Here is an 18,282-nt window from a genome sequence, read left to right on the forward strand (position 1 = left end):
CAGGTACACGACAGTCGGATGACGGAGGGAGGCATTCCGGACGGCGGGCCGCGCGACGGGCCGCACGACGGTCCGTCAGGGTCCGCCCGCGCGCACCGCGGGACGCCGGACTCCGCACGACCGCCGACGGCCGTGGCCCCCGGGAGGCGAGTGAACCCTCAACCTGCACAAATGGACTTGAGCATTCCGCACCATAAGCGCCGGTAGGAGAAGTAGGCTCGGCATCTCCTCCACAAGAGCTTCACAGTTGGGGGACCGGACTCCCGCCGACCACACCGAGGGGGGACGGCAGCCGTTCCGCGGCACCGGAGGGGGGTGGACCTCGCGTGATACCCGCGAGGTGCGCACCGGACCGCGGAACGGCTGCCACACCACGGGGTCACCGCACCACGAGGTCACCGCACCACGGCGGTCCGGATGAAGATTCGGTCTCGGAAGCGTTTTCCCAGCTTCCCCACATCCCCCACCCAGGGTCGCTCAAAGGTTCCTCCCTAGTTTGAGGCCGCGCCCACAGCGGGCGCCAAGAACCTCTGAGGAACGGGATGTTTGGCATCTATCTCAAGCGCGAGCTGGGCCGGCGCAAGAAGGCCGCCCTGGTCATCGCCCTGGGTCTGGCGCTCGGTATCGCCCTGGTCATCACCGTCAACTCGGTGTCGGCCGGCATGACGCAGGCACAGGACAAGGTCCTCCAGTCGCTGTACGGCCTCGGCACCGACATGACCGTCACCAAGGCCCGGACGGCGCCCACCGGGGACAGCTCCGGCGGCCCCAGATTCGAGTTCGACGCGAAGTCCGACGACGACGAGGACTCCGAGCAGAGTTCGGACCGGGTGATGACGCAGGGAGGTCAGGCCCTGAAGTCCTCGCTGGTGGCCGAGGTCGCCGGACAGAAGGGGGTGGCGAGCGCGGTCGGCGCCCTCACCCTGAACGTCACCAAGGTCGACGGCTCCTTCACACAGGGCAAGGCGGAGAGTTCGGCCGGCGGCCAGGCCCAGGGGCAGGGCGGCCCCGGCGGGGGCGGCGGCAGCACCGCCGCACCCCAGGTGCAGGGCGGCGGCGCCTCCTTCGACGTCAACTCCTACTCCGTCGCCGGCGTCGACGTGGGCGAACAGGACCTCGGCCCGCTGGCCGGCTCCGCGATCAGTTCCGGCGTGACCTTCACCTCGGCGCAGAGCAACGCCAAGGTCGCGGTCGTCAGCACGTCGTACGCCAAGGAGAACGCGTACGAGGTCGGCTCGACGCTGACCATCTCCGGGACGAAGTACAAGGTCATCGGCCTCGCCACCCCCGAGAGCAGCGAGTCCACGACCGATGTCTACCTGCCGCTGAAGCAGGCCCAGACGCTCGCCGACGCGGCCGGCCAGGTCACCACGATCTACGTCAAGGCGACCGACTCGCAGCAGATCGATTCCGTCAAGGCGGCCATCCAGAAGAACATCTCCGGTACGACCGTGACGACCTCCGCCGACCTCGCCGACACCGTCTCCGGCTCCCTCTCCACCGCCTCGGACCTGGCGGCCGGCGTCGGCAAGTGGCTGTCGGTCGCGGTGCTGGCCGCGGCGTTCCTGGTGGCCGCGCTGCTCACCTCCTCCGCCGTGTCCCGGCGCGTGCGGGAGTTCGGCACGCTGAAGGCACTGGGCTGGCCGAGCCGCCGGGTCACCCGGCAGGTGGTCGGCGAGTCCATGGTCAACGGCCTGCTGGGCGGCGTCCTCGGCATCGCGCTCGGCCTCGCGGCGGCGTACACGGTGACCGCGATCAGCCCGACGCTGACGGCGGAACTCGGCGGCACCGGCGGCGGGATGGGCGGCGGCCCCGGAGGCGGCGGCCCCGGCGGGCAGGCCGCCGGCGGCACGATGGAGATCGCGCTGTCCGCGCCCGTCTCCCTCACCACGGTCGCCCTCGCGGTGGGCCTCGCGGTCGCCGGCGGACTGATCGCCGGCGCCATGGGCGGCTGGCGCGCCTCCCGGATGCGCCCGGCGGACGCCCTGCGCAGCGTTTCCTGACCCGCCGACGTCTTCGTCATCTTCCCTACGGAGAAACCCTCATGTACCAGCTCACCGGCGTCACCAAGCGCTACACACGCGGCAAGGAGACGGTCGAGGCACTGCGTGGCGTCGACCTGACCATCGAGGACGGCGACCAGCTCGTCATCCAGGGCCCCACCGGCGGCGGCAAGTCGACGCTGCTCCAGATGATCGGCGCGCTCGACCGGCCGACCGAGGGCAGCGTCGAACTGGACGGCGTGGACCTCGCCCGCATCAGCGAGGCGAAGCTGACCCGGATGCGCGCCGAGAAGATCGGCATCATCTTCCAGTCGTTCAACCTCATCCCCACGCTGACCGCGCAGGAGAACGTGGAGACGGCCCTGGTGCCGCTCGGGGTCGGACCCGCGGAGCGGCGCGAGCGGGCGGCGGAGGCGCTGCGCTCGGTCGGGCTCGGCGAGCGTCTCGGCCACGCCCCCGCCGAACTCTCCGGTGGCCAGCAGCAGCGCGTGGCGATCGCCCGCGCGCTGGTCAAGAAGCCGAAGGTGCTGCTCGCCGACGAGCCCACCGGCAACCTCGACGAGGGCACCCGCGACGACATCATGGGCCTGCTGGAAGGGCTGTGGCACGAGTACGGGCTGACCTTCGTCATGGTCACCCACGACTCGTCGATCGCCCGGCGGGCACCGCGGCTGGCGACGATCGACGCGGGGAGGATCACGCTGACGGAACGGGCGGCGACCGCCACCTGGTGAGGGACACCGCGCCCGACCGCCCCGCCACCCGAACGGCCGCCGGGGCGGGGCGGTCGGGTGTGCGGGGTGCCACGGTGGATACGCGGAAGGGGGTCGTTCCCGTCGTCCGCCCGCCGCCCGTGCGCCCACCCCCTCGTCCGCTCATCTCTCCGGGAGTCATCGTGACCTGCTACGACCGACGTGATCTGGGCCTGCTGCTGCTCCGGCTGGGAACCGGCGGGGTGCTGATGGCGCACGGCGCGCAGAAGCTGTTCGGCTGGTTCGGCGGCCACGGCCTGGAAGGGACCGGCCAGTTCATGGAGTCCGTCGGGTACGCGCCGGGCAAGGCGAGCGCCACGGCGGCGGGCCTGGCGGAGGCCGGCGGCGGCGCGCTCCTCGCGCTGGGCCTGGCCACCCCCGCGGCGGGAGCCGCGGCGGCCGGCGCGATGACCGGCGCCTCCGCGGTCCACGTGCCCAACGGCTTCTTCGCGCAGAGCGGCGGCTACGAGCACGCGGCCTCCCTCGGCCTGACCGCCGCCGGCCTCGCCGTCACGGGCCCCGGCCGCCTCTCCCTGGACCACACCCTCGGCCACACGGTCAACCGGAGCTGGATGGTCCCGGCGGCCCTGGGCGTGACGGCGGCGGCCACCGCGGTCGTCGTGGGCCTGCGCACCAAGCGGCTGCGGCGGCGCGAGGAGGGCGAGCAGGAGGCGTTGTTCGAGGAGTGAACGCCCGGACCGGCGCCGTTGTTCGGGAGAAGACCGTGCTGGGCAGGCTGCGTCCATGGACGACAGTCACCCGGACGCCCCGCGGCCCCCGCACCCGCCCGCCTCCGCCTCCCCCTCGGCCGGCGCCTCCCCCTCCGCCGGGACGGATCTCTGGGGCACCGTCGACGCCCTGTGGGCCTGGCTCGACGCCACTCAGCCGGTCACCGGCCGGGAGGCCGTGCTGCTGCGCGTCCTGAAGCTGTCGGAGGAGGTCGGCGAGGCCGCGCAGGCGGTCATCGGCGCGACCGGCCAGAACCCCCGCAAGGGCGTCAGCCACACGTGGGAGGACGTGCGGGGCGAACTGTGCGACGTGGCCATCACGGCGCTGGTGGCGCTGCGGACGCTGACCCCGCAGGCGGAGGCGGTGTTCGCGGGGCACCTGGCGCGGGTGGCGAAACGGTCGTCGGGACGTGTCGGCGGGGCCGGGCCCGACGCGCGCTGACTCCGCGCCCCTGCTGTCCCGTGTTGTTCCCCGCTGTTCCCCGCTGTTCCCCGCTGTTCCCCGCTGTTCGCGGAACCGCCCGCCGCGACCGTATGTCCCTCTGTACGATCACCGCACGCGAGGCGGGGGCCGGCGAAGGGGGCGGGATGGACAGCAACTGCGTTGGGCGCAGGGCAGCTTGGCCATGGCGGGTCGGAGCGGCGATGGCCGGGGCGGCCCTCGTGCTCGGCGGCTGCGGTTCCGGGGCCGACGACGAGGCGGCCGAGCCGAGCCCCTCGGCGTCCTCCCGGTCCGCGGCCGCGTCCGGCGCCGCCTCGGCCGCCGCGTCTCCGTCCTCCTCGGGTGGCGACACGACGTCGCTGACGCCGTTCGAGGCGGACCCCGCCCGGGTGCCCCGGACGAAACGGCAGGCCGAGGCGCTGGCGGAGGCGGTCGCGCTGGAGCCGGAGGCGTGGGGCGCGGGCTTCCGGGCCCAGCGGCCGGCGGCGAGCGCCCCGGGCACCGTCGCCGTGCTCGACGAACGGTGCCGGTGGGAGCGGCGGGCGCTCCCCGGGGATGTCCTGGCCTCCCGGTCCCGCTACAGCGAGCTTCCCGGCACCGCGGGCAAGGGCGAGATCAAGGTGACCGCGGCGGTCACCGTGCACGCCACGGTCCGCGACGCCGACGAGCAGCTGGCCGTCACGCTGGAGGAGCCGTTGCGCTGCCGGGAGCAGCAGGTCCGTACCGATGAGCGGATCTCCGGACTCATGTCCGCCGCCATTCCCTACGGCCAGGGCGACAACACCTACGCCGACGACCAGGTCGTGGAGATCGGTTCGTATGTCACCGGGGGCAACGAGCAGCCGTACCGCTGGTACGTCACCCGGCTCGGCACGGTGACCCTGGCGGTGTCGGTGAAGGGCGCCGCGGGTTACTCGAACGCCGAGTTGAACCAGTACGCGTCGCACGCCACCGCCGCGATGCTCGACCGCGTGAAGTTCGAGCTCGGGGGGAAGAGCTGATGGAGCCGCTGCGTTCGTCCGATCCCGCACGTATCGCGGACCACCGCCTGCTCGGGCGGCTCGGCGCCGGAGGCATGGGCGTGGTCTACCTGGCGCGCACGCCCGGCGGCGTGCTGGTGGCGCTGAAGGTCCTGCTCGCGGAGTACGCCGAGGAGCCGGGCTTCAAGGAGCGGTTCCGCCGCGAGGTCGAGGTGGCCCGGCGGGTGGACAGTCCCTGGGCGGTGCCGCTGGTGGACGCCGACCCGGACGCCGAGGCACCGTGGCTGGCGACGGCCTTCGTGCCCGGCCCGTCGCTGGGCGAGGCGGTGACGGCGTACGGGCCCCTGGCGGAGCGCGGGCTGCGGCTGCTCGGCGCCCGGCTGGCCGAGGCGCTGGGCGAGGTGCACCGGGCCGGGCTGGTCCACCGGGACCTGAAGCCGGGCAATGTGCTGATCGCCCACGACGGGCCGCGGCTCATCGACTTCGGCATCGCCCGGGCCCCGGAGGACCGGTCGCTGACGGCGACCGGGATGGTGGTCGGCACGCCCGGCTACCTGTCGCCCGAGCAGGCCGGGGGCGGCGGCGGGGACGGCATCGGCCCGGCGAGCGACGTGTTCTCCCTCGGGTGCGTCCTGGCGTTCGCGGCGACCGGCCGGGCGCCGTTCGGCAGCGGGACGGTCGACGCCCTGCTGTACCGGGCCGTGCACGATCCGGCGGACCTCGACGGGGTGCCCGCGGGCCTGCTCGGGGTGCTGGGCCGCTGCCTGGAGAAGGATCCGGACCGGCGGCCGGCCGCCGGGGAACTGGTGCGGGAACTGGCGGCCGACGACGCTCCCCGGGACGGGGAGGCGGCCGACTGGCTGCCCGAGCCGGTCGCCCGGATGATCGCCGAGCGCTCGGCCGCCGCGCTCGCGCTGCCGGACATCGAGCACACGCTGGCGCCGGCCGACGCGTCGGCCGCCCCGGGGTCGGAGGAGCCCGACACGCGTGAGACGTCCGGCGCGCCGGAGCCGCAGGACGCCCGTCCGGCCGGCCGGCGCCGCTTCCTGCTGCTCGCCGGTGGGGTCGTGGCGCTGGCGGCGGGCGGGGGCGGAGCGTGGTGGACGGCCGCCCGGGACGGCCGTCCGGGAAGCGACGGCCCTGCCGGCACCGCGTCCTCGCGCCGCCCGGTGCACACCGTCGTGCTGCACGGTGACCTCAGTGGCCCGCAGCGGGAGACGGGCAAGGCCCAGGAGCGCGGACTGCGGCTGGCCGTCGCGGAGTTCAACGCGCGCGACGACGCCCCGTTCACCGTGAAGGTCAGGGCCGTCGACGACGCGGGCGATCCGGCGGCCTCGGCCCGGCTCGCCGCGGAGCTCACGGACGATCCGGCGGTCCTCGCCGTGGTCGGCCCGACCACCGACGCCACGGCGCAGGCGGCGCTCGCGAAGTACGATGCCGCACTGCTGCCGGTCGTCGCCGTGTCCCCCGGCAGTGTCAGCCTCGTCCTCCAGGGGTACCGCTCGTTCCTGCTCGGACGGCTGCCCGACTCGGTGCTCGCCGTGTACGCGAGCAACTACCTTCGCGGAAGAGCCGGTTCGCGCAAGGTCGGCCTCGTCGTCGACCGTCCGGCCGGCAACTACGCCACGGACCTGGGCACTTCCCTCAGCACGCAGCTCGGCAACGCGCGGCAGCCGCCGGTTCCGGAAGTGGTCAGCGCGATGCGCCGCGACTTCGGCAACGCCGTGGACGGGGTGCTCTCCGCCGGCGCCGACTCCGTGTTCTTCGCCGGCCTGCCCGACCGGGGGGCGTTGATCGCCGCGACACTGCGGGAACGCGCCTTCGCGGGTGCGCGGGTGTCCGGCCCGGCGCTGCTCGACGCGCGGTTCCTGACGCAGGCCCAGGAGGCGGCCGAGGGCTGGGTGATGGTGGCCCCGGTCATCGACGCGGCCCGCAAGCCCGAGGCGAGGAAGTTCGCCGCCGCCTATCGCGAGCGCTTCGAGGAGGCTCCGCCCCGGTACGCGGCGGAGGCCTACGACGTGACCGGGATGCTGCTGAAGGCCCTGTCCGGGCTGCCGGCGAAGAAGCGCACCCGGGCGAACCTGCTCGCGGCCGTGCGGGCGGGGAAGTACGAGGGCATCACGAAACCGTTCGCCTTCGAGCAGAAGGGCCTGATCGGCCTGGTGGTCATCGACGGCAACGGCGGCTACCTCTGGCGGGTCGCGCAGGGCGACTTCGTGTACGACGGTCCCGCGCCGCTCACCGTCTGATGGAGCCCGTCTGATGGAGCCGCTGCGGACCGGCGACCCGTCCCGGATCGGCCGCTACCGCCTGCTGCGCCGACTGGGCGCCGGCGGCATGGGCGTGGTCTTCCTGGCCCGCGCGCCGGGCGGGGCGATCGCCGCGGTGAAGACGGTCCGTTCCTCGTACGCCGACGGGACGGGCTTCCGGGCCCGTTTCCACCGTGAGGTGGAGGCCGCCCGGCAGGTGGACAGCCGCTGGGTGGTCCCGTTGCTGGACGCGGACGCCGACGCGGAGACGCCGTGGCTGGCGACCCCGTACGTACCGGGGCCCTCGCTCGCCGAGACGGTGGACACCTTCGGGCCGCTGCCGCTCGCCTCGGTGCGGGTGCTGGGCGTGCGGCTCGCCGAGGCGCTGGAGGCGGTGCACGGGGCCGGTCTCGTGCACCGCGACGTGAAGCCGGGCAACGTCCTGCTGGCCCCGGACGGGCCACGGCTGATCGACTTCGGGATCGCCCGCGCGCCGGAGGCCACCGCGCTCACCTCCAGCGGCGTGATCGTCGGCTCGCCCGGCTTCCTGTCGCCGGAGCAGGCACGGGCCCGGGGCGGCGAGATCGGCCCGCCCAGCGACGTGTTCTCGCTGGGGTGCGTGCTGGCGTTCGCCGCGACCGGGGTACGGCCGTTCGGCGACGGCGCGGCGGCCGGCATGCTGCTGCGCACGGTCTACGACGAACCGGACCCGGCGGCGGTCCCGGACGCTCTGGCACCCGTGCTGAGAGCCTGTCTGCACAAGGATCCGTCCGGCCGTCCCGGTCTCGCGCGCCTGCGCGAGGCGCTCGGGGAAGGAGCGGGAGGGACGGAAGCCGGTTCCGCCGAGCGGTCGGACTGGTTGCCCTCGCCGGTCACCCGGTTGATCAACGACCGTTCCGCCGCCGTGCTCGCCATCGGCGCGATCGAGCCGACCCGGGTGCCGCTGGCCGTGCCGCCGCCGGACACGGTGTCACCCTCACCGGAGGCCGCGACGCTGACGGCCGTCACGGCCCCCCGGCCCCCCGCCCGCGCCGTCGGCCGCCGCCGCTTCCTGCTCCTCGGATCGACGGCGGGCGTGCTGGCGGCGGGCGGTGGCGGGGCCTGGTGGTGGAGCACCCGGCCGGCGTCGGGGCCGTCCGGGACCGTCCGTCCGCGTCCCGAGCTGGTCGTGGCGTTCCACGGCGATCTGACCGGCGCCCGGAAGGAGACCGGGAAGGCCCAGTTGGAGGCGGCCCGGCTGGCCGTCGAGCAGATCAACGCCGGGAGCGACCACCCCTTCCGGCTGAAGCTGCGGACGTACGACGACGGCGGCGACCCGAAGCGGGCCGATGAGCTGGCCGGTCGGCTGGCGAAGGACGCCGACGTCCTCGCCGTGCTGGGCCCCACCACCGACGCCTGCTTCCTCGCGTCCGAGGTCACGTACACCAAGGCGGTGATGCCCGTCGTGTCGGTGTCGGTGGGCGTCGACACGCAGCGCGCGACGACCGACACGAGCGTGTTCCACTGCCATGCGGCGCTGAGCGTCACGAACGGGCTCCTCGCCGCCCCCTGCATCCGCTACCTCAGCAACCACGTCGACGCCCGCAGGGCGTTCCTCGTGGACGACCGGGCGCAGGGCGACTTCGCCTGGGCCCTGTGCGACCAGACCGGGCAGGCGCTGCGGCGGAACGGCCGCGACGCGACGGTGACCGGTGTCGCCGCCGGCAGGATCGACCACGCCGCTCTCGCCGCCGCGGTGGTGTCCGCCCGCGCGGACGCGGTCGTCTTCACCGGCGACGCGGACCGGGCCGCCGGACTCGCGTCGGCGCTGCGCAGCGCCCGGTTCACCGGCGCCCGGCTGGCGACGGAACGCGCCTTCGCCCCGCGGTTCCTCACCTCGGCCGGCGCCGCCGCGACCGGCTGGGTCTTCGTCACCTCCTTCACCGACCCGACGGCCCGCCCGGCCGCCCGCGCCTTCACGAAGGCCTACCGCGCCCGCTACGGCACCGACCCCGGCTGGTACGCGGCGGAGGCCCACGACGCCGTCATGTTCCTGGCGCAGGCCTGCACCGAGGACGGCTCGGCGCTGACGGAACGGGGCGCGATCGCCCGCCGGATGCCCGAGATCACGTACCGGGGCATCACCAGGACCGTCCGGTTCGAGCAGGGGTACGGCTACAACCACGACGCGATGTTCCTGTTCCGCGCCGCGGACGGGGCGTTCCGGTACCTGGGGCAGTACCAGGAGGCGGCGGTCTCCTGAGGGGGAACGGCCGCGACCGGCCCCCAGCGGGAACACGCCGCACGACACCGTTCGCTGTCGACCGCACAGCGCGGGGCAGTTCCTGCGCGTCCCCGGACTCGACGCGCGCGCCGCACGGTCTCCTCGGCCGTCACCCACGCCCTTGCCCCGGCCGGGGCTTCGAGGCACGTCTCTCCCCCGCCACGACCCAGGTCCGCGTGGAGGTCTGCGGCACCCGCCCGGACCGGCCGCCCCCGGTGCCCGACGGGACAACCCCTGCCGCATCGCCGCCGCCGGGCACGGCGACGAGCGGCCGTGGCCCCGCCGGAGGCGCCGCGTCTCCGGCGGACGCGCCTCACGGGGTGCGCGCCCAGGCGCCCGACGCGGCGGCCTCCCTCACGTAGGTCTCGAACGTCTTCGGATGCCGGCCGGTGACCCGGTGGACCGTGTCCGACGGCCGGGCGTCGCCCAGGGCGGCCAGGGACGTGTACGCGCCGATCTCGCGCTCCACGGTCTCGGCCGACCTGCCCTCTGCCAGGCGGGCGGCGCGGTAGGTGTCGTTGTCGCCGTGGAAGACCTGGGGGAGGCCGGTGGCGTGCCCGATGACGGCCAGAGCGTCCGCGAAGGACAGGGCGTCGGGTCCTGTCACCTCGTACGTCCTGCCGGCGTGGCCCTTCTCGGTCAGGGCGGCGGCGGCCACGGCGGCGATGTCGTCCGCGTCGACGAACGTCTGGCGGCACTCCCCCAACGGCAGTGCCAGCGTGCCGTCGAGCACCGCCTGGCGGAAGACGCCCTCGTCGAAGTTCTGGTTGAACCAGTCCGCCCGTACGACGGTCCAGTCCGCCTCGGCGTCGCGCACCATCCGCTCGGCCGCCATCAGACGGTCGTCCCCCATCTCCTCGACGGCACGGCTGGAGAGCAGGACCAGCCGCCGTACGCCCGCCGTGACCGCGCACCGGATGAAGTCCTGCCTGAGCGGCAGTTCGTGCGGGAGCATCAGGTAGACGCGCTCGGTCCCGGCCAGCACCGGCTCCCAGGTGGTGTCGTCGTTCCAGTCGAACGGGATGCCGGTACCGCGGGAGGCCGGCCGCACCGGCCAGTGGGCGTCCCGCAAGCGGGCGAGGACCCTGCGGCCGGTCGAACCGCGGGCACCGAGAACGAGAATGGGTGCGTTGCTCATACTCGGCGCAACGAGAGACCCGCCGGGCGGCAATGGCGCGCCGGGCGGGAGTCACCGTACGGGTGCGGTGGAAGTCACCGTACGGGTGCGGTGGAAGTCACCGTACGGGTTCCGCCTCCATGGCCGCGGCCACCTTCTCGCAGAGCTCCGCGAACAGGGCGCCCTCGCCCTCGGTCAGAACGGAGGCGGCGAGCTGGCCGATGTCCTGGCGGCCCCGGGCGATCCGCGTGAGGAACGCCTCTCCCTCCGGGGTGAGCGAGGTGCTCAGTTCGCGCCGGTCCTCCCCCGAGGCCCTCTGGGTCACCAGGTTCAGGTCCTTGAGCACCCGCAGGGCCTTCGACGTGGACTGCCGGGAGACGTCGAGCGCGGCGCTCAGTTCGGAGGGCCTCATGGAGCCCCGCACCCGCAGCAGTTCCAGGACGTCGTACTGGTGCCAGTTGACACCCTCGGGGTTGGCGCGTGACCGCCGTGCGACCAGAAGGCACTGCAGGTGGGTCAGGGCCGCCTCCAGACGGCTGGGTTCCGAGGACCAGGGGGACATCGAGCCGTCTTGTGGAGTCATGGGTGCTTTCCGGTACGGGGTTACCGGTGGGGGGGGTTCCACGATATCAAGCGGCCACGCCGATGACACGACCGAACGCCGCCGGACCGCGCCGGGCAGCGCCGCCGTGCCGTCGGACGGGCCACCGGTCGGAGACGGTGCCGCAGTCGTGGTCGCAGTCGGCGGCAGGTCCGGAAAAATGGTTGCCCTGAGGACACCATCAGGGGCGTGGGCCTCCGAACCGGGGGTACCGGAGTCCATGGCCGGTGGGGAGCCGGCCGACCGTAACGCTTCGATGGCATCGAAGCGGCTTCCGCAGGGGAGCCGTCGCACCAAGCAATCGCACCAGCCCGGCCTGCGCCAGGGGAGGGAAAGCGTCTCCTGCCTCGATTCCTTCCGGCCGGGACCGCGGACGGCGTACCCGAATTGTTCGCCCAACTCGGCCCGAACCAGAGGAGTTTGACATCGTCGCCAACTTGTGATTAGCATCGGTTTCCATGCGGAAACCATATTTCCGTACCGTACGCTGAAGAATTCACCACCCCGGCTCGCGTTTCTCGCAGAACGCACCAGTGAGATCGCTGAAGCCATTCCTTCGGACAGCACGCCGAGGAGATCAGCGATAATGGAAAATAATCCCTCCCATTTATCATCGGGCCCCCCACTCGTCCTTACCGCCCTGTTCGAGGAAGCGGTCCGTGACAACAGCGGGGCCATAGCCCTGGCGCAGGGCACGCAACGTGTCACGTACGACCAGCTCAACCGGCGGGCCAACCGCATGGCACGTCATCTCGTCGACCAGGGGGTGGCGAGAGGCGACCGCATCGGTGTGCACATGCGCCGGTCTTTGGACCTCTACGCCGTCCTGCTCGCGGCCCTCAAGGCCGGCGGCTGCGTGGTGCCGCTCGATCCCGGGCATCCCACGGAGTTCGTCGGCCGCATCCTGCACGAAGCCGGAACGTCACTGGTGGTCTGCGACGACCCGGGCGGCCTTCCCCACAGCGCCCGCGAGGGCGCACTCGCACTGCACGACCTGGTGCGGCGGAGCGAGGGCCTGAACGACGGCGACGCGGACCTCGGCATCGGGCCGGAGGACACCGCGTTCCTCATGTACACCTCCGGTTCCACGGGGAAGCCCAAGGGCGTCCGGATCGCGCACCGCGGACTGGCGCGGCTGGGCCCCCACAACGGCGCCCTCGACATCACCCCGCAGGACGGTCTGACCCAGTCGGCCGCTTTCTCCTTCGCCGCCTCGACCATCGAGATCTGGCTCGCCCTCCTGCACGGCGCCACGCTGCTGCCGATGCCACCCGGGCTGCCGTCCCTCCCCGTGCTGCGCGAGGCCGTGGAGGAACGGGGCGCGACCGTGCTCAGTCTTCCGTGCGGCCTGTTCAACGCGCTGGTCGACCACGAGCCGGAGTGTCTGAGGAACGTCCGGATCGTACTGCTCAGCGGCGACTTCCCCTCCCCCGCCCACCTGCGCAAGGCCATGGCGCACACCGACGCGACCCTCTACAACGGCTACGGCTGCACGGAGAACTCCTCGATCACCGCCCTGTACCCGATGACGTCGGCCGACGAGGTGGACAGCCGGGGCACGGTGCCGATCGGCAAGCCGCTCCCGACGGTCACGCTGGAGGTGTACGACCCGGCGATGCGCCCCTGCGGCACCGACGAGGTGGGGGAACTGTGCGTGGGCGGGACCGGCGTGGCCCAGGGGTACGCCGGCCGGCCGGAGCTGACCGCCGAGAAGTTCACCCCGGCACCCGACGGCGGGCTGCTCTACCACACGGGCGACCTGGCACGGCGGACCGCGGACGGCGACATCGTGCTGGTCGGGCGGTCCGACAGCATGGTGAAGATCCGCGGGTTCCGGGTGGAGACCAGTGCCGTGACCCTGGCGATGCGCTCCCTCGACGGGATCGGGGAAGCGGCGGTGAAGGCATTCGAGGACGACACCCGCGAAAAGCGTCTCGTCGCCTTCTACACCACCCGTGACGGCACGCCGGCCGACCCCTCGGACCTGGTCCGCCGGCTCTCCGAGCAGTTGCCCTCCTACATGGTCCCCTCCTCCTTTCGTCATCTCGAGAAGATGCCGACGAACGTGAACGGAAAGATCGACCGCACCGCGCTCACCCTCCCCGGGCCATCCGGTTCCCCGAAGCGGAAGTCCACCGAAGAGAAAGGCGGAACAGCCATGCAGAACCCGCTCGAAGCAGTCGTCCTGCAGTCCTGGATCGAGATTTCCGGAATGGACGACTTCTCGACCACCGATTCCTTCCTCGGTCATGGCGGGAACTCCCTCCACTTCGTGCAGCTCGCCTCCCGCCTGCAGAAGATATTCGGAATCGAGATCACCACCGAGTCGGTTTTCCGGCACGGCACGGTGGAGCAACTGGCGCGTTTCATCGAGGAGACCCGTGACCAGGCGCGGAGCACCTCGACGTCCAGCGGCTGACGGAGTTCCCGACAGCGACCGGCACACGCGCTGCCCCGGTCGCGTTACGTCTGCGGAGGGCGACGGAACCGTGAACAACCCTTTGACCTCAGCAATACTGGAATTGGCGCGGAGCACGCTCCAGGCGCCCGGCCTCGGGCCGGACCAGGAATTCTCCGAGTGCTGCGACGATCCCGAGCGGCTGGACGAGCTGAGCGCGGTGCTGCGGGCCGTGTTCGCCGTCGACCTGCCGGCCGCCGAACTCCGCCGTGAGGGCACCGCGGCAGCGGTGGCCGAGCGCACCGCGCGGGGGCGCCCCCGTACCCGCGGGCACGAGGTGGAAGCCGGATCCGCGCCGCGGACCGGCAACGCGACGGAGGCTTCGTTCGGCCAGCGCGGTATCTGGCTCATCGACCAGTACCTCCCCACACCGGAGGCGTACAACGGGCCGTTCCTGGTCCGCCTGCCGTTCCGGGTCGACGGGGAGCGGCTGCGCCGCTCCGTCGCCGGGGTGCTGCGCCGGCAGGAAGTGCTGCGCACCACCTACGCGTTGCGCGACGCCCGGCTCCTCCAGATCGTCTCGGACGACGACACGGCCTTCCACTACCGCGTCGAGCACTACGGCAGCGAGAAGGAACTGGACGCCATCGCCCAGCGGGTGGCGAACATCCGCTTCGACCTGGAGCACGGGCCGGTGACCTCGGTGACCTGTGCGCTCGGGCCGGGCGAGGAGAGCGCGATCGTCTGCAACATCCACCACATCGCCTCGGACGCCGCCTCGGCCGGTGTCTTCCTGCGGGAACTCCTCGACGCCTACGACCGGATCGGGCGGGGCATGCCCGTGGAGGCGGTGCCCGGCCGTCCGCACTACGCGGACTTCGCGCACTGGCACCGCGAGCACCTGACGCCGGAGAGGACCGCGGAACTGCTCGACGAGTGGGCCGACCGGCTGGCCGGGGAACTGCCCGTGCTCGACCTGCCGGCGGACCGCCCCCGGCCCGCGGCGCAGGAACACCGGGGAGCCACCGTCCCCCTGCGTGTTCCGGCCGAGGTGACCGAGCGGCTGGAGCGGCTGGCGGAACGCGAGGGCGTGACGCTGTTCATGGCCCTGCTCGCGGTGTACGGCGTGTTCCTCGGCAAGCTGACGCGTCAGGAACGCGTGCTCGTCGGTTCCCCGGTCTCGCTGCGCGACGACCCGCAGACCCGGGATCTCATCGGCTACTTCGTCAACATGGTCGTCCTGCGCCAGGACGTCACGGGCTCGATGAGCGTGCGCGAGGTCCTGCGGCAGGCACGCGAGGAGGTCACCGACGCGCTGCGGCTGAAGTGGGCCCCCTTCGACAAGGTCGTCGAGCGCCTGAAGCCCGAGCGCAACAGCGGTCACACCCCCGTCGTCCAGACGATGCTCGTGCTGACCGATCCGGGTTCCGCGCAGTGCACCCGCGACGGCACCCCGCTGTCCGTCCGGCGCGGCATGGCGCACGGCGCGAAGTACGACCTGTCCGTGGTGTTCGCGCGCGAGGAGGAAGGGCTGCACGGCACGCTCGAGTACGACTCGCACCTCTTCGACGAGGCCACGGCGAGGAGCATGAGCGAGCGTCTGGGCCGGCTGGTGGGCCGGTTCGCGGCGGCCGGGCCGGACGCCCTCGTCCGCGATCTCGGCCTGCAGGCCGCCGACGAGGAGCGGGATCTGCTGGCCCGCAACGACCTGGTGGACGAAAGCGCGCGCCCCGTGCCGGTGGGCGAGCTGTTCGAGCGACAGGTGTCGGCCACGCCGGACGCCGTCGCGGTGACGGACGGCGTCCGCTCGTGGACGTACCGGGAACTGGACGAACGGGCCAACCGGCTCGCCCACGTCCTGCGCGAGGAGGGGGCGGGGGCGGGCCGCCGGGTGGGCATCAGCCTGCCCCGCTCGTTCGACATGATCGTCGGGCTGCTCGGCGTCGTGAAGTCGGGGGCCTCCTACGTCCCGGTGGATCCGTCCTACCCGCCGGAGCGGGTGGCGTACATGCTCGACGACGCCGACGTCTTCCTCGTCCTCACCGACAGCACGGTCAGCGCGGAACTCCCTTCCGGAACAAGACGGTTCGAGATCGACCGGGAAGCGGACCGGACGGCTGCGGCCGATCCCGCGACGCCGGGCCGGACCAGGACGCCCGACGACGAGATCTACGTGGTCTACACCTCCGGGTCGACCGGTGCCCCGAAGGGCGTGGTCATCCGGGACCGCACGGTGGGCAATCTGGTCCGCGCCCAGCACCGGATCTCCCCCTGCGGGGCCGAGGGCACCACTTTGCAGTACATGACGCTCTCCTTCGACGTCTCCGTGATGGAGATCCTGGGGACACTCTGCGTCGGCGGGACGCTCGCCCTGATACCCGGGGAGCTGCAGAAGGACCTGCACCGACTGGCCGCGTTCGTCGCCGAGCACGACGTCACGCGCCTGTACCTGCCCTACATCGCGCTCCAGCGGTTCGCCGCGATAGCGGTCGCGGAGGGCCTGCGGTGCGAGGGGCTGCGCGAGGTCGCCTCCGTGGGCGAGGCCCTGGTCGTCTCCCCGCAGATCCGGGAGTTCTTCGCCCGGCACCCCCGGGCCCGGCTGCTGAACATGTACGGCCCCTCCGAGACCCATCTGGCCACCTGGCACGAGCTGTCCGGCGACCCCGGCGAGTGGCCCGAGGCCCCGGCCATCGGCCGTCCGGTCGAGGGCATGCGGCTGCTCGTCCTCGGCCCCGACCGTGAACTCCTCCCGCCCGGCGTCACGGGCGAGCTGTACATCGGCGGTCCGCACCTCTCACCCGGCTACCACGCCAGGCCCGAGGAGACGGCGCTGCGCTTCGTCGCCGATCCGTACGGCGGGGCCGGCGACCTCCTCTACCGCACGGGCGACCTCGTACGGTGGAACGGGCGCGGTGACCTGGAGTACCTGGGCCGCGCCGACGACCAGGTCAAGATCCGCGGCTACCGCATCGAACCCACCGAGGTCGAGGCCGCCCTCGACGCCCTCGACGGGGTGAAGAGCTCGGCGGTGGTGACGGTCGGGTTCGGAGCGGGCGACCGGCGGCTGGTCGCCGCGGTCACGGGGGACGGCACCGGGGACGACGGGCGGCTGCGGACCGCTCTGGCCGCACGGCTGCCGGACTACATGCTGCCCGCGCACATCGTCCGCCTGGACCGGCTCCCCACCACCCCGAGCGGGAAGATCGACCGCGGTGGACTGGCCGTCAGGCTGGCCGGCGAACTGCGCGACCGGCGCGCGGACGACCGTGCCGGGGCGGCGGAACGGCCGAGGGCCGGGACCGAACGCGAGATCGCCGACCAGTGGTCGGACGTGCTGGGAACCGGGTCCATGGGGCGGAACGACGACTTCTTCACGCTGGGCGGCAACAGCATCATCGCCACCGAACTGGTGTACCGCCTGCGGCGGCTGTTCGACATCGACATACCGCTGCGGACCCTGTTCGACAACCCCACCGTCGCCGGCATGGCCGCGCGGATCGAGGAACGACGCGCCGGCGACACCACGGCGTTCACCGCGCCCGCGGCCGACCTGCGCGGCGATGTGACCCTGCCGGACACGGTACGGGCCGGCGACCGCGAAACAGTCCCGGTGGCCGCCGCGACCGGGGTCCTGCTGACCGGCGCGACCGGCTTCCTCGGCAGCTACCTTCTGCGGGACCTGACAGCCGTCCCCGGCACCACGGTCACCTGCCTGGTGCGCGCGGCCGATCCGCAGGCCGCCCTGGAACGGCTGCGCGCCACGGCGACCGTGTACGGCATCGCGGACGACATCGCCTGGGAGCGGGTGCGCGCCGTCCCCGGAGACCTCACCCGCGCGCGCATGGGGCTGTCCGACACGGACCACGTGGAGCTGACCGGTTCGGTCCAGGTGGTCTACCACGCGGCGGCGCACATCAACTTCGTCCTCCCGTACGCCTCGGTGAAGCCGACCAACGTCGACGGTCTGCGGTCCGTGCTGGAGTTCGCCGCCACGGGGCGGCTCAAGCCGGTGCACCACATGTCGACCATCGCGGTGTTCGCCCCCGGCCGGGGAGCCGGGCCGATCACCGAGGAGGCGGTGCCCGAAACGTGCGAGGGGCTCGGTATCGGTTACACCCGGAGCAAGTGGGTGGCCGAGGGGATCGCACGGCTGGCGCGTGAACGCGGTATGCCGGTGACCGTCTACCGCATCGGCCGGATCTCCGGGGACAGCGTCAGCGGCGCCTGCCAGGCCGACGACTTCCTGTGGCGCCAGATCAAGAGCTTCATCGAACTCGGTTCGGCCCCGCCCGCCGAGGAGCTGACGACGGACCTGCTGCCGGTGGACTTCGTCAGCCGGGCCGTCGTCGCCCTCTCCCGCGATCCCTCCGCCGACGGCGCGACGTTCCACCTCTTCCACCCGCGCGGCTCCGACTTCACCCCGGTGCACGCCGCCGTCCGCGAGTGCGGCTACCCGCTGGAGACGGTGCCGGCCGACGAGTGGCTGACGCGCCTGGAGGAATCGGCCCGCCTTCCCGGGGGCAACGCCCTCGCGGCGGCCGTCCCGCTGTTCCGGGAAGGCGCGCTGGAACTCGGCGAGAACACGTACGGCAACGAGAAGACGTCCCGGCTGCTCGAACGTCTGGGGCTGCGCTACCCCGACATCGACCGCCGGTCCCTCTCCCGCATGATCCGCTACTTCGGCTCGACCGGGCAGCTGACCGGCCCGCACCACGCGCGGCAGAGTGCGTAGGGCAGCGGTTCAGCGGC

Annotated in this window: 11 protein-coding genes; 9 read left to right on the forward strand and 2 right to left on the reverse strand. The window is 72.9% G+C overall.

Translation table 11 applies throughout. The features are described 5' to 3' along the window. The first annotated feature begins 542 nt into the window (after positions 1-542). From AB0N31_RS22065 to AB0N31_RS22095, 7 genes are all read left to right on the forward strand, one after another. Positions 543-2,003, forward strand: a complete 1,461-nt coding sequence (locus tag AB0N31_RS22065) for an ABC transporter permease (RefSeq protein ID WP_366060096.1) — start codon at positions 543-545, stop codon at positions 2,001-2,003. Between the two features lie 41 nt (positions 2,004-2,044). Continuing rightward, the gene (locus AB0N31_RS22070) at positions 2,045-2,737 is read left to right on the forward strand and encodes an ABC transporter ATP-binding protein (protein WP_366060097.1); all 693 of its coding nucleotides are present in this window, start codon (positions 2,045-2,047) and stop codon (positions 2,735-2,737) included. A 161-nt stretch (positions 2,738-2,898) separates the two neighbouring features. Next, entirely contained in the window at positions 2,899-3,444 is a 546-nt protein-coding gene (locus AB0N31_RS22075; protein WP_366060098.1) for a DoxX family membrane protein, read from the forward strand. A 55-nt stretch (positions 3,445-3,499) separates the two neighbouring features. Continuing rightward, a complete protein-coding gene (locus tag AB0N31_RS22080) occupies positions 3,500-3,925 on the forward strand; it encodes a MazG-like family protein (RefSeq protein WP_366060099.1) in 426 nt (141 codons plus the stop codon). A gap of 203 nt (positions 3,926-4,128) precedes the next feature. Next, on the forward strand, positions 4,129-4,926 hold the full coding sequence (locus tag AB0N31_RS22085; RefSeq protein ID WP_366060100.1) for a hypothetical protein: 798 nt from the start codon (positions 4,129-4,131) through the stop codon (positions 4,924-4,926). Next, positions 4,926-7,154, forward strand: a complete 2,229-nt coding sequence (locus tag AB0N31_RS22090; RefSeq protein WP_366060101.1) for a bifunctional serine/threonine-protein kinase/ABC transporter substrate-binding protein — start codon at positions 4,926-4,928, stop codon at positions 7,152-7,154. Before AB0N31_RS22085 ends, AB0N31_RS22090 begins: the two co-directional genes overlap by 1 nt. Positions 7,155-7,167: 13 nt before the next feature. Continuing rightward, positions 7,168-9,396 (forward strand): bifunctional serine/threonine-protein kinase/ABC transporter substrate-binding protein, encoded by a 2,229-nt coding sequence (locus AB0N31_RS22095; RefSeq protein ID WP_366060102.1) that lies wholly within the window; start codon positions 7,168-7,170, stop codon positions 9,394-9,396. A gap of 334 nt (positions 9,397-9,730) precedes the next feature. On the opposite strand, the gene AB0N31_RS22100 is transcribed toward AB0N31_RS22095, so the two are convergent. Together AB0N31_RS22100 and AB0N31_RS22105 are read right to left on the reverse strand one after the other, a co-directional pair. Continuing rightward, positions 9,731-10,555, reverse strand: a complete 825-nt coding sequence (locus AB0N31_RS22100; protein WP_366060104.1) for an NAD(P)H-binding protein — start codon at positions 10,553-10,555, stop codon at positions 9,731-9,733. Between the two features lie 97 nt (positions 10,556-10,652). Beyond that, positions 10,653-11,117, reverse strand: coding sequence for a MarR family transcriptional regulator (locus AB0N31_RS22105; protein ID WP_366060105.1), 465 nt, complete (start codon positions 11,115-11,117; stop codon positions 10,653-10,655). A gap of 604 nt (positions 11,118-11,721) precedes the next feature. On the opposite strand from AB0N31_RS22105, the gene AB0N31_RS22110 reads away from it, so the two are divergent. Together AB0N31_RS22110 and AB0N31_RS22115 are read left to right on the forward strand one after the other, a co-directional pair. Further along, positions 11,722-13,554: a non-ribosomal peptide synthetase gene (locus AB0N31_RS22110; RefSeq protein ID WP_366060106.1), complete on the forward strand. Its 1,833-nt coding sequence runs from the start codon at positions 11,722-11,724 to the stop codon at positions 13,552-13,554. A 103-nt stretch (positions 13,555-13,657) separates the two neighbouring features. Then, the gene (locus AB0N31_RS22115) at positions 13,658-18,265 is read left to right on the forward strand and encodes an amino acid adenylation domain-containing protein (protein ID WP_366060107.1); all 4,608 of its coding nucleotides are present in this window, start codon (positions 13,658-13,660) and stop codon (positions 18,263-18,265) included. The last annotated feature ends 17 nt before the right edge of the window (positions 18,266-18,282 follow it).

This window comes from Streptomyces sp. NPDC051051 (assembly GCF_040682975.1).
In the GTDB taxonomy this organism is placed as follows: domain Bacteria; phylum Actinomycetota; class Actinomycetes; order Streptomycetales; family Streptomycetaceae; genus Streptomyces.

What these genes read in the sequence shown, in the direction of transcription:
- AB0N31_RS22065 (WP_366060096.1), top strand. Translation starts at nt 543, where the DNA reads ATGTTTGGCATCTATCTCAAGCGCGAGCTGGGCCGGCGCAAGAAGGCC.
- AB0N31_RS22070 (WP_366060097.1), top strand. Translation starts at nt 2,045, where the DNA reads ATGTACCAGCTCACCGGCGTCACCAAGCGCTACACACGCGGCAAGGAG.
- AB0N31_RS22080 (WP_366060099.1), top strand. Translation starts at nt 3,500, where the DNA reads ATGGACGACAGTCACCCGGACGCCCCGCGGCCCCCGCACCCGCCCGCC.
- AB0N31_RS22085 (WP_366060100.1), top strand. Translation starts at nt 4,129, where the DNA reads ATGGCCGGGGCGGCCCTCGTGCTCGGCGGCTGCGGTTCCGGGGCCGAC.
- AB0N31_RS22090 (WP_366060101.1), top strand. Translation starts at nt 4,926, where the DNA reads ATGGAGCCGCTGCGTTCGTCCGATCCCGCACGTATCGCGGACCACCGC.
- AB0N31_RS22095 (WP_366060102.1), top strand. Translation starts at nt 7,168, where the DNA reads ATGGAGCCGCTGCGGACCGGCGACCCGTCCCGGATCGGCCGCTACCGC.
- AB0N31_RS22100 (WP_366060104.1), bottom strand. Translation starts at nt 10,555, where the DNA reads ATGAGCAACGCACCCATTCTCGTTCTCGGTGCCCGCGGTTCGACCGGC.
- AB0N31_RS22105 (WP_366060105.1), bottom strand. Translation starts at nt 11,117, where the DNA reads ATGACTCCACAAGACGGCTCGATGTCCCCCTGGTCCTCGGAACCCAGC.
- AB0N31_RS22110 (WP_366060106.1), top strand. Translation starts at nt 11,722, where the DNA reads ATGGAAAATAATCCCTCCCATTTATCATCGGGCCCCCCACTCGTCCTT.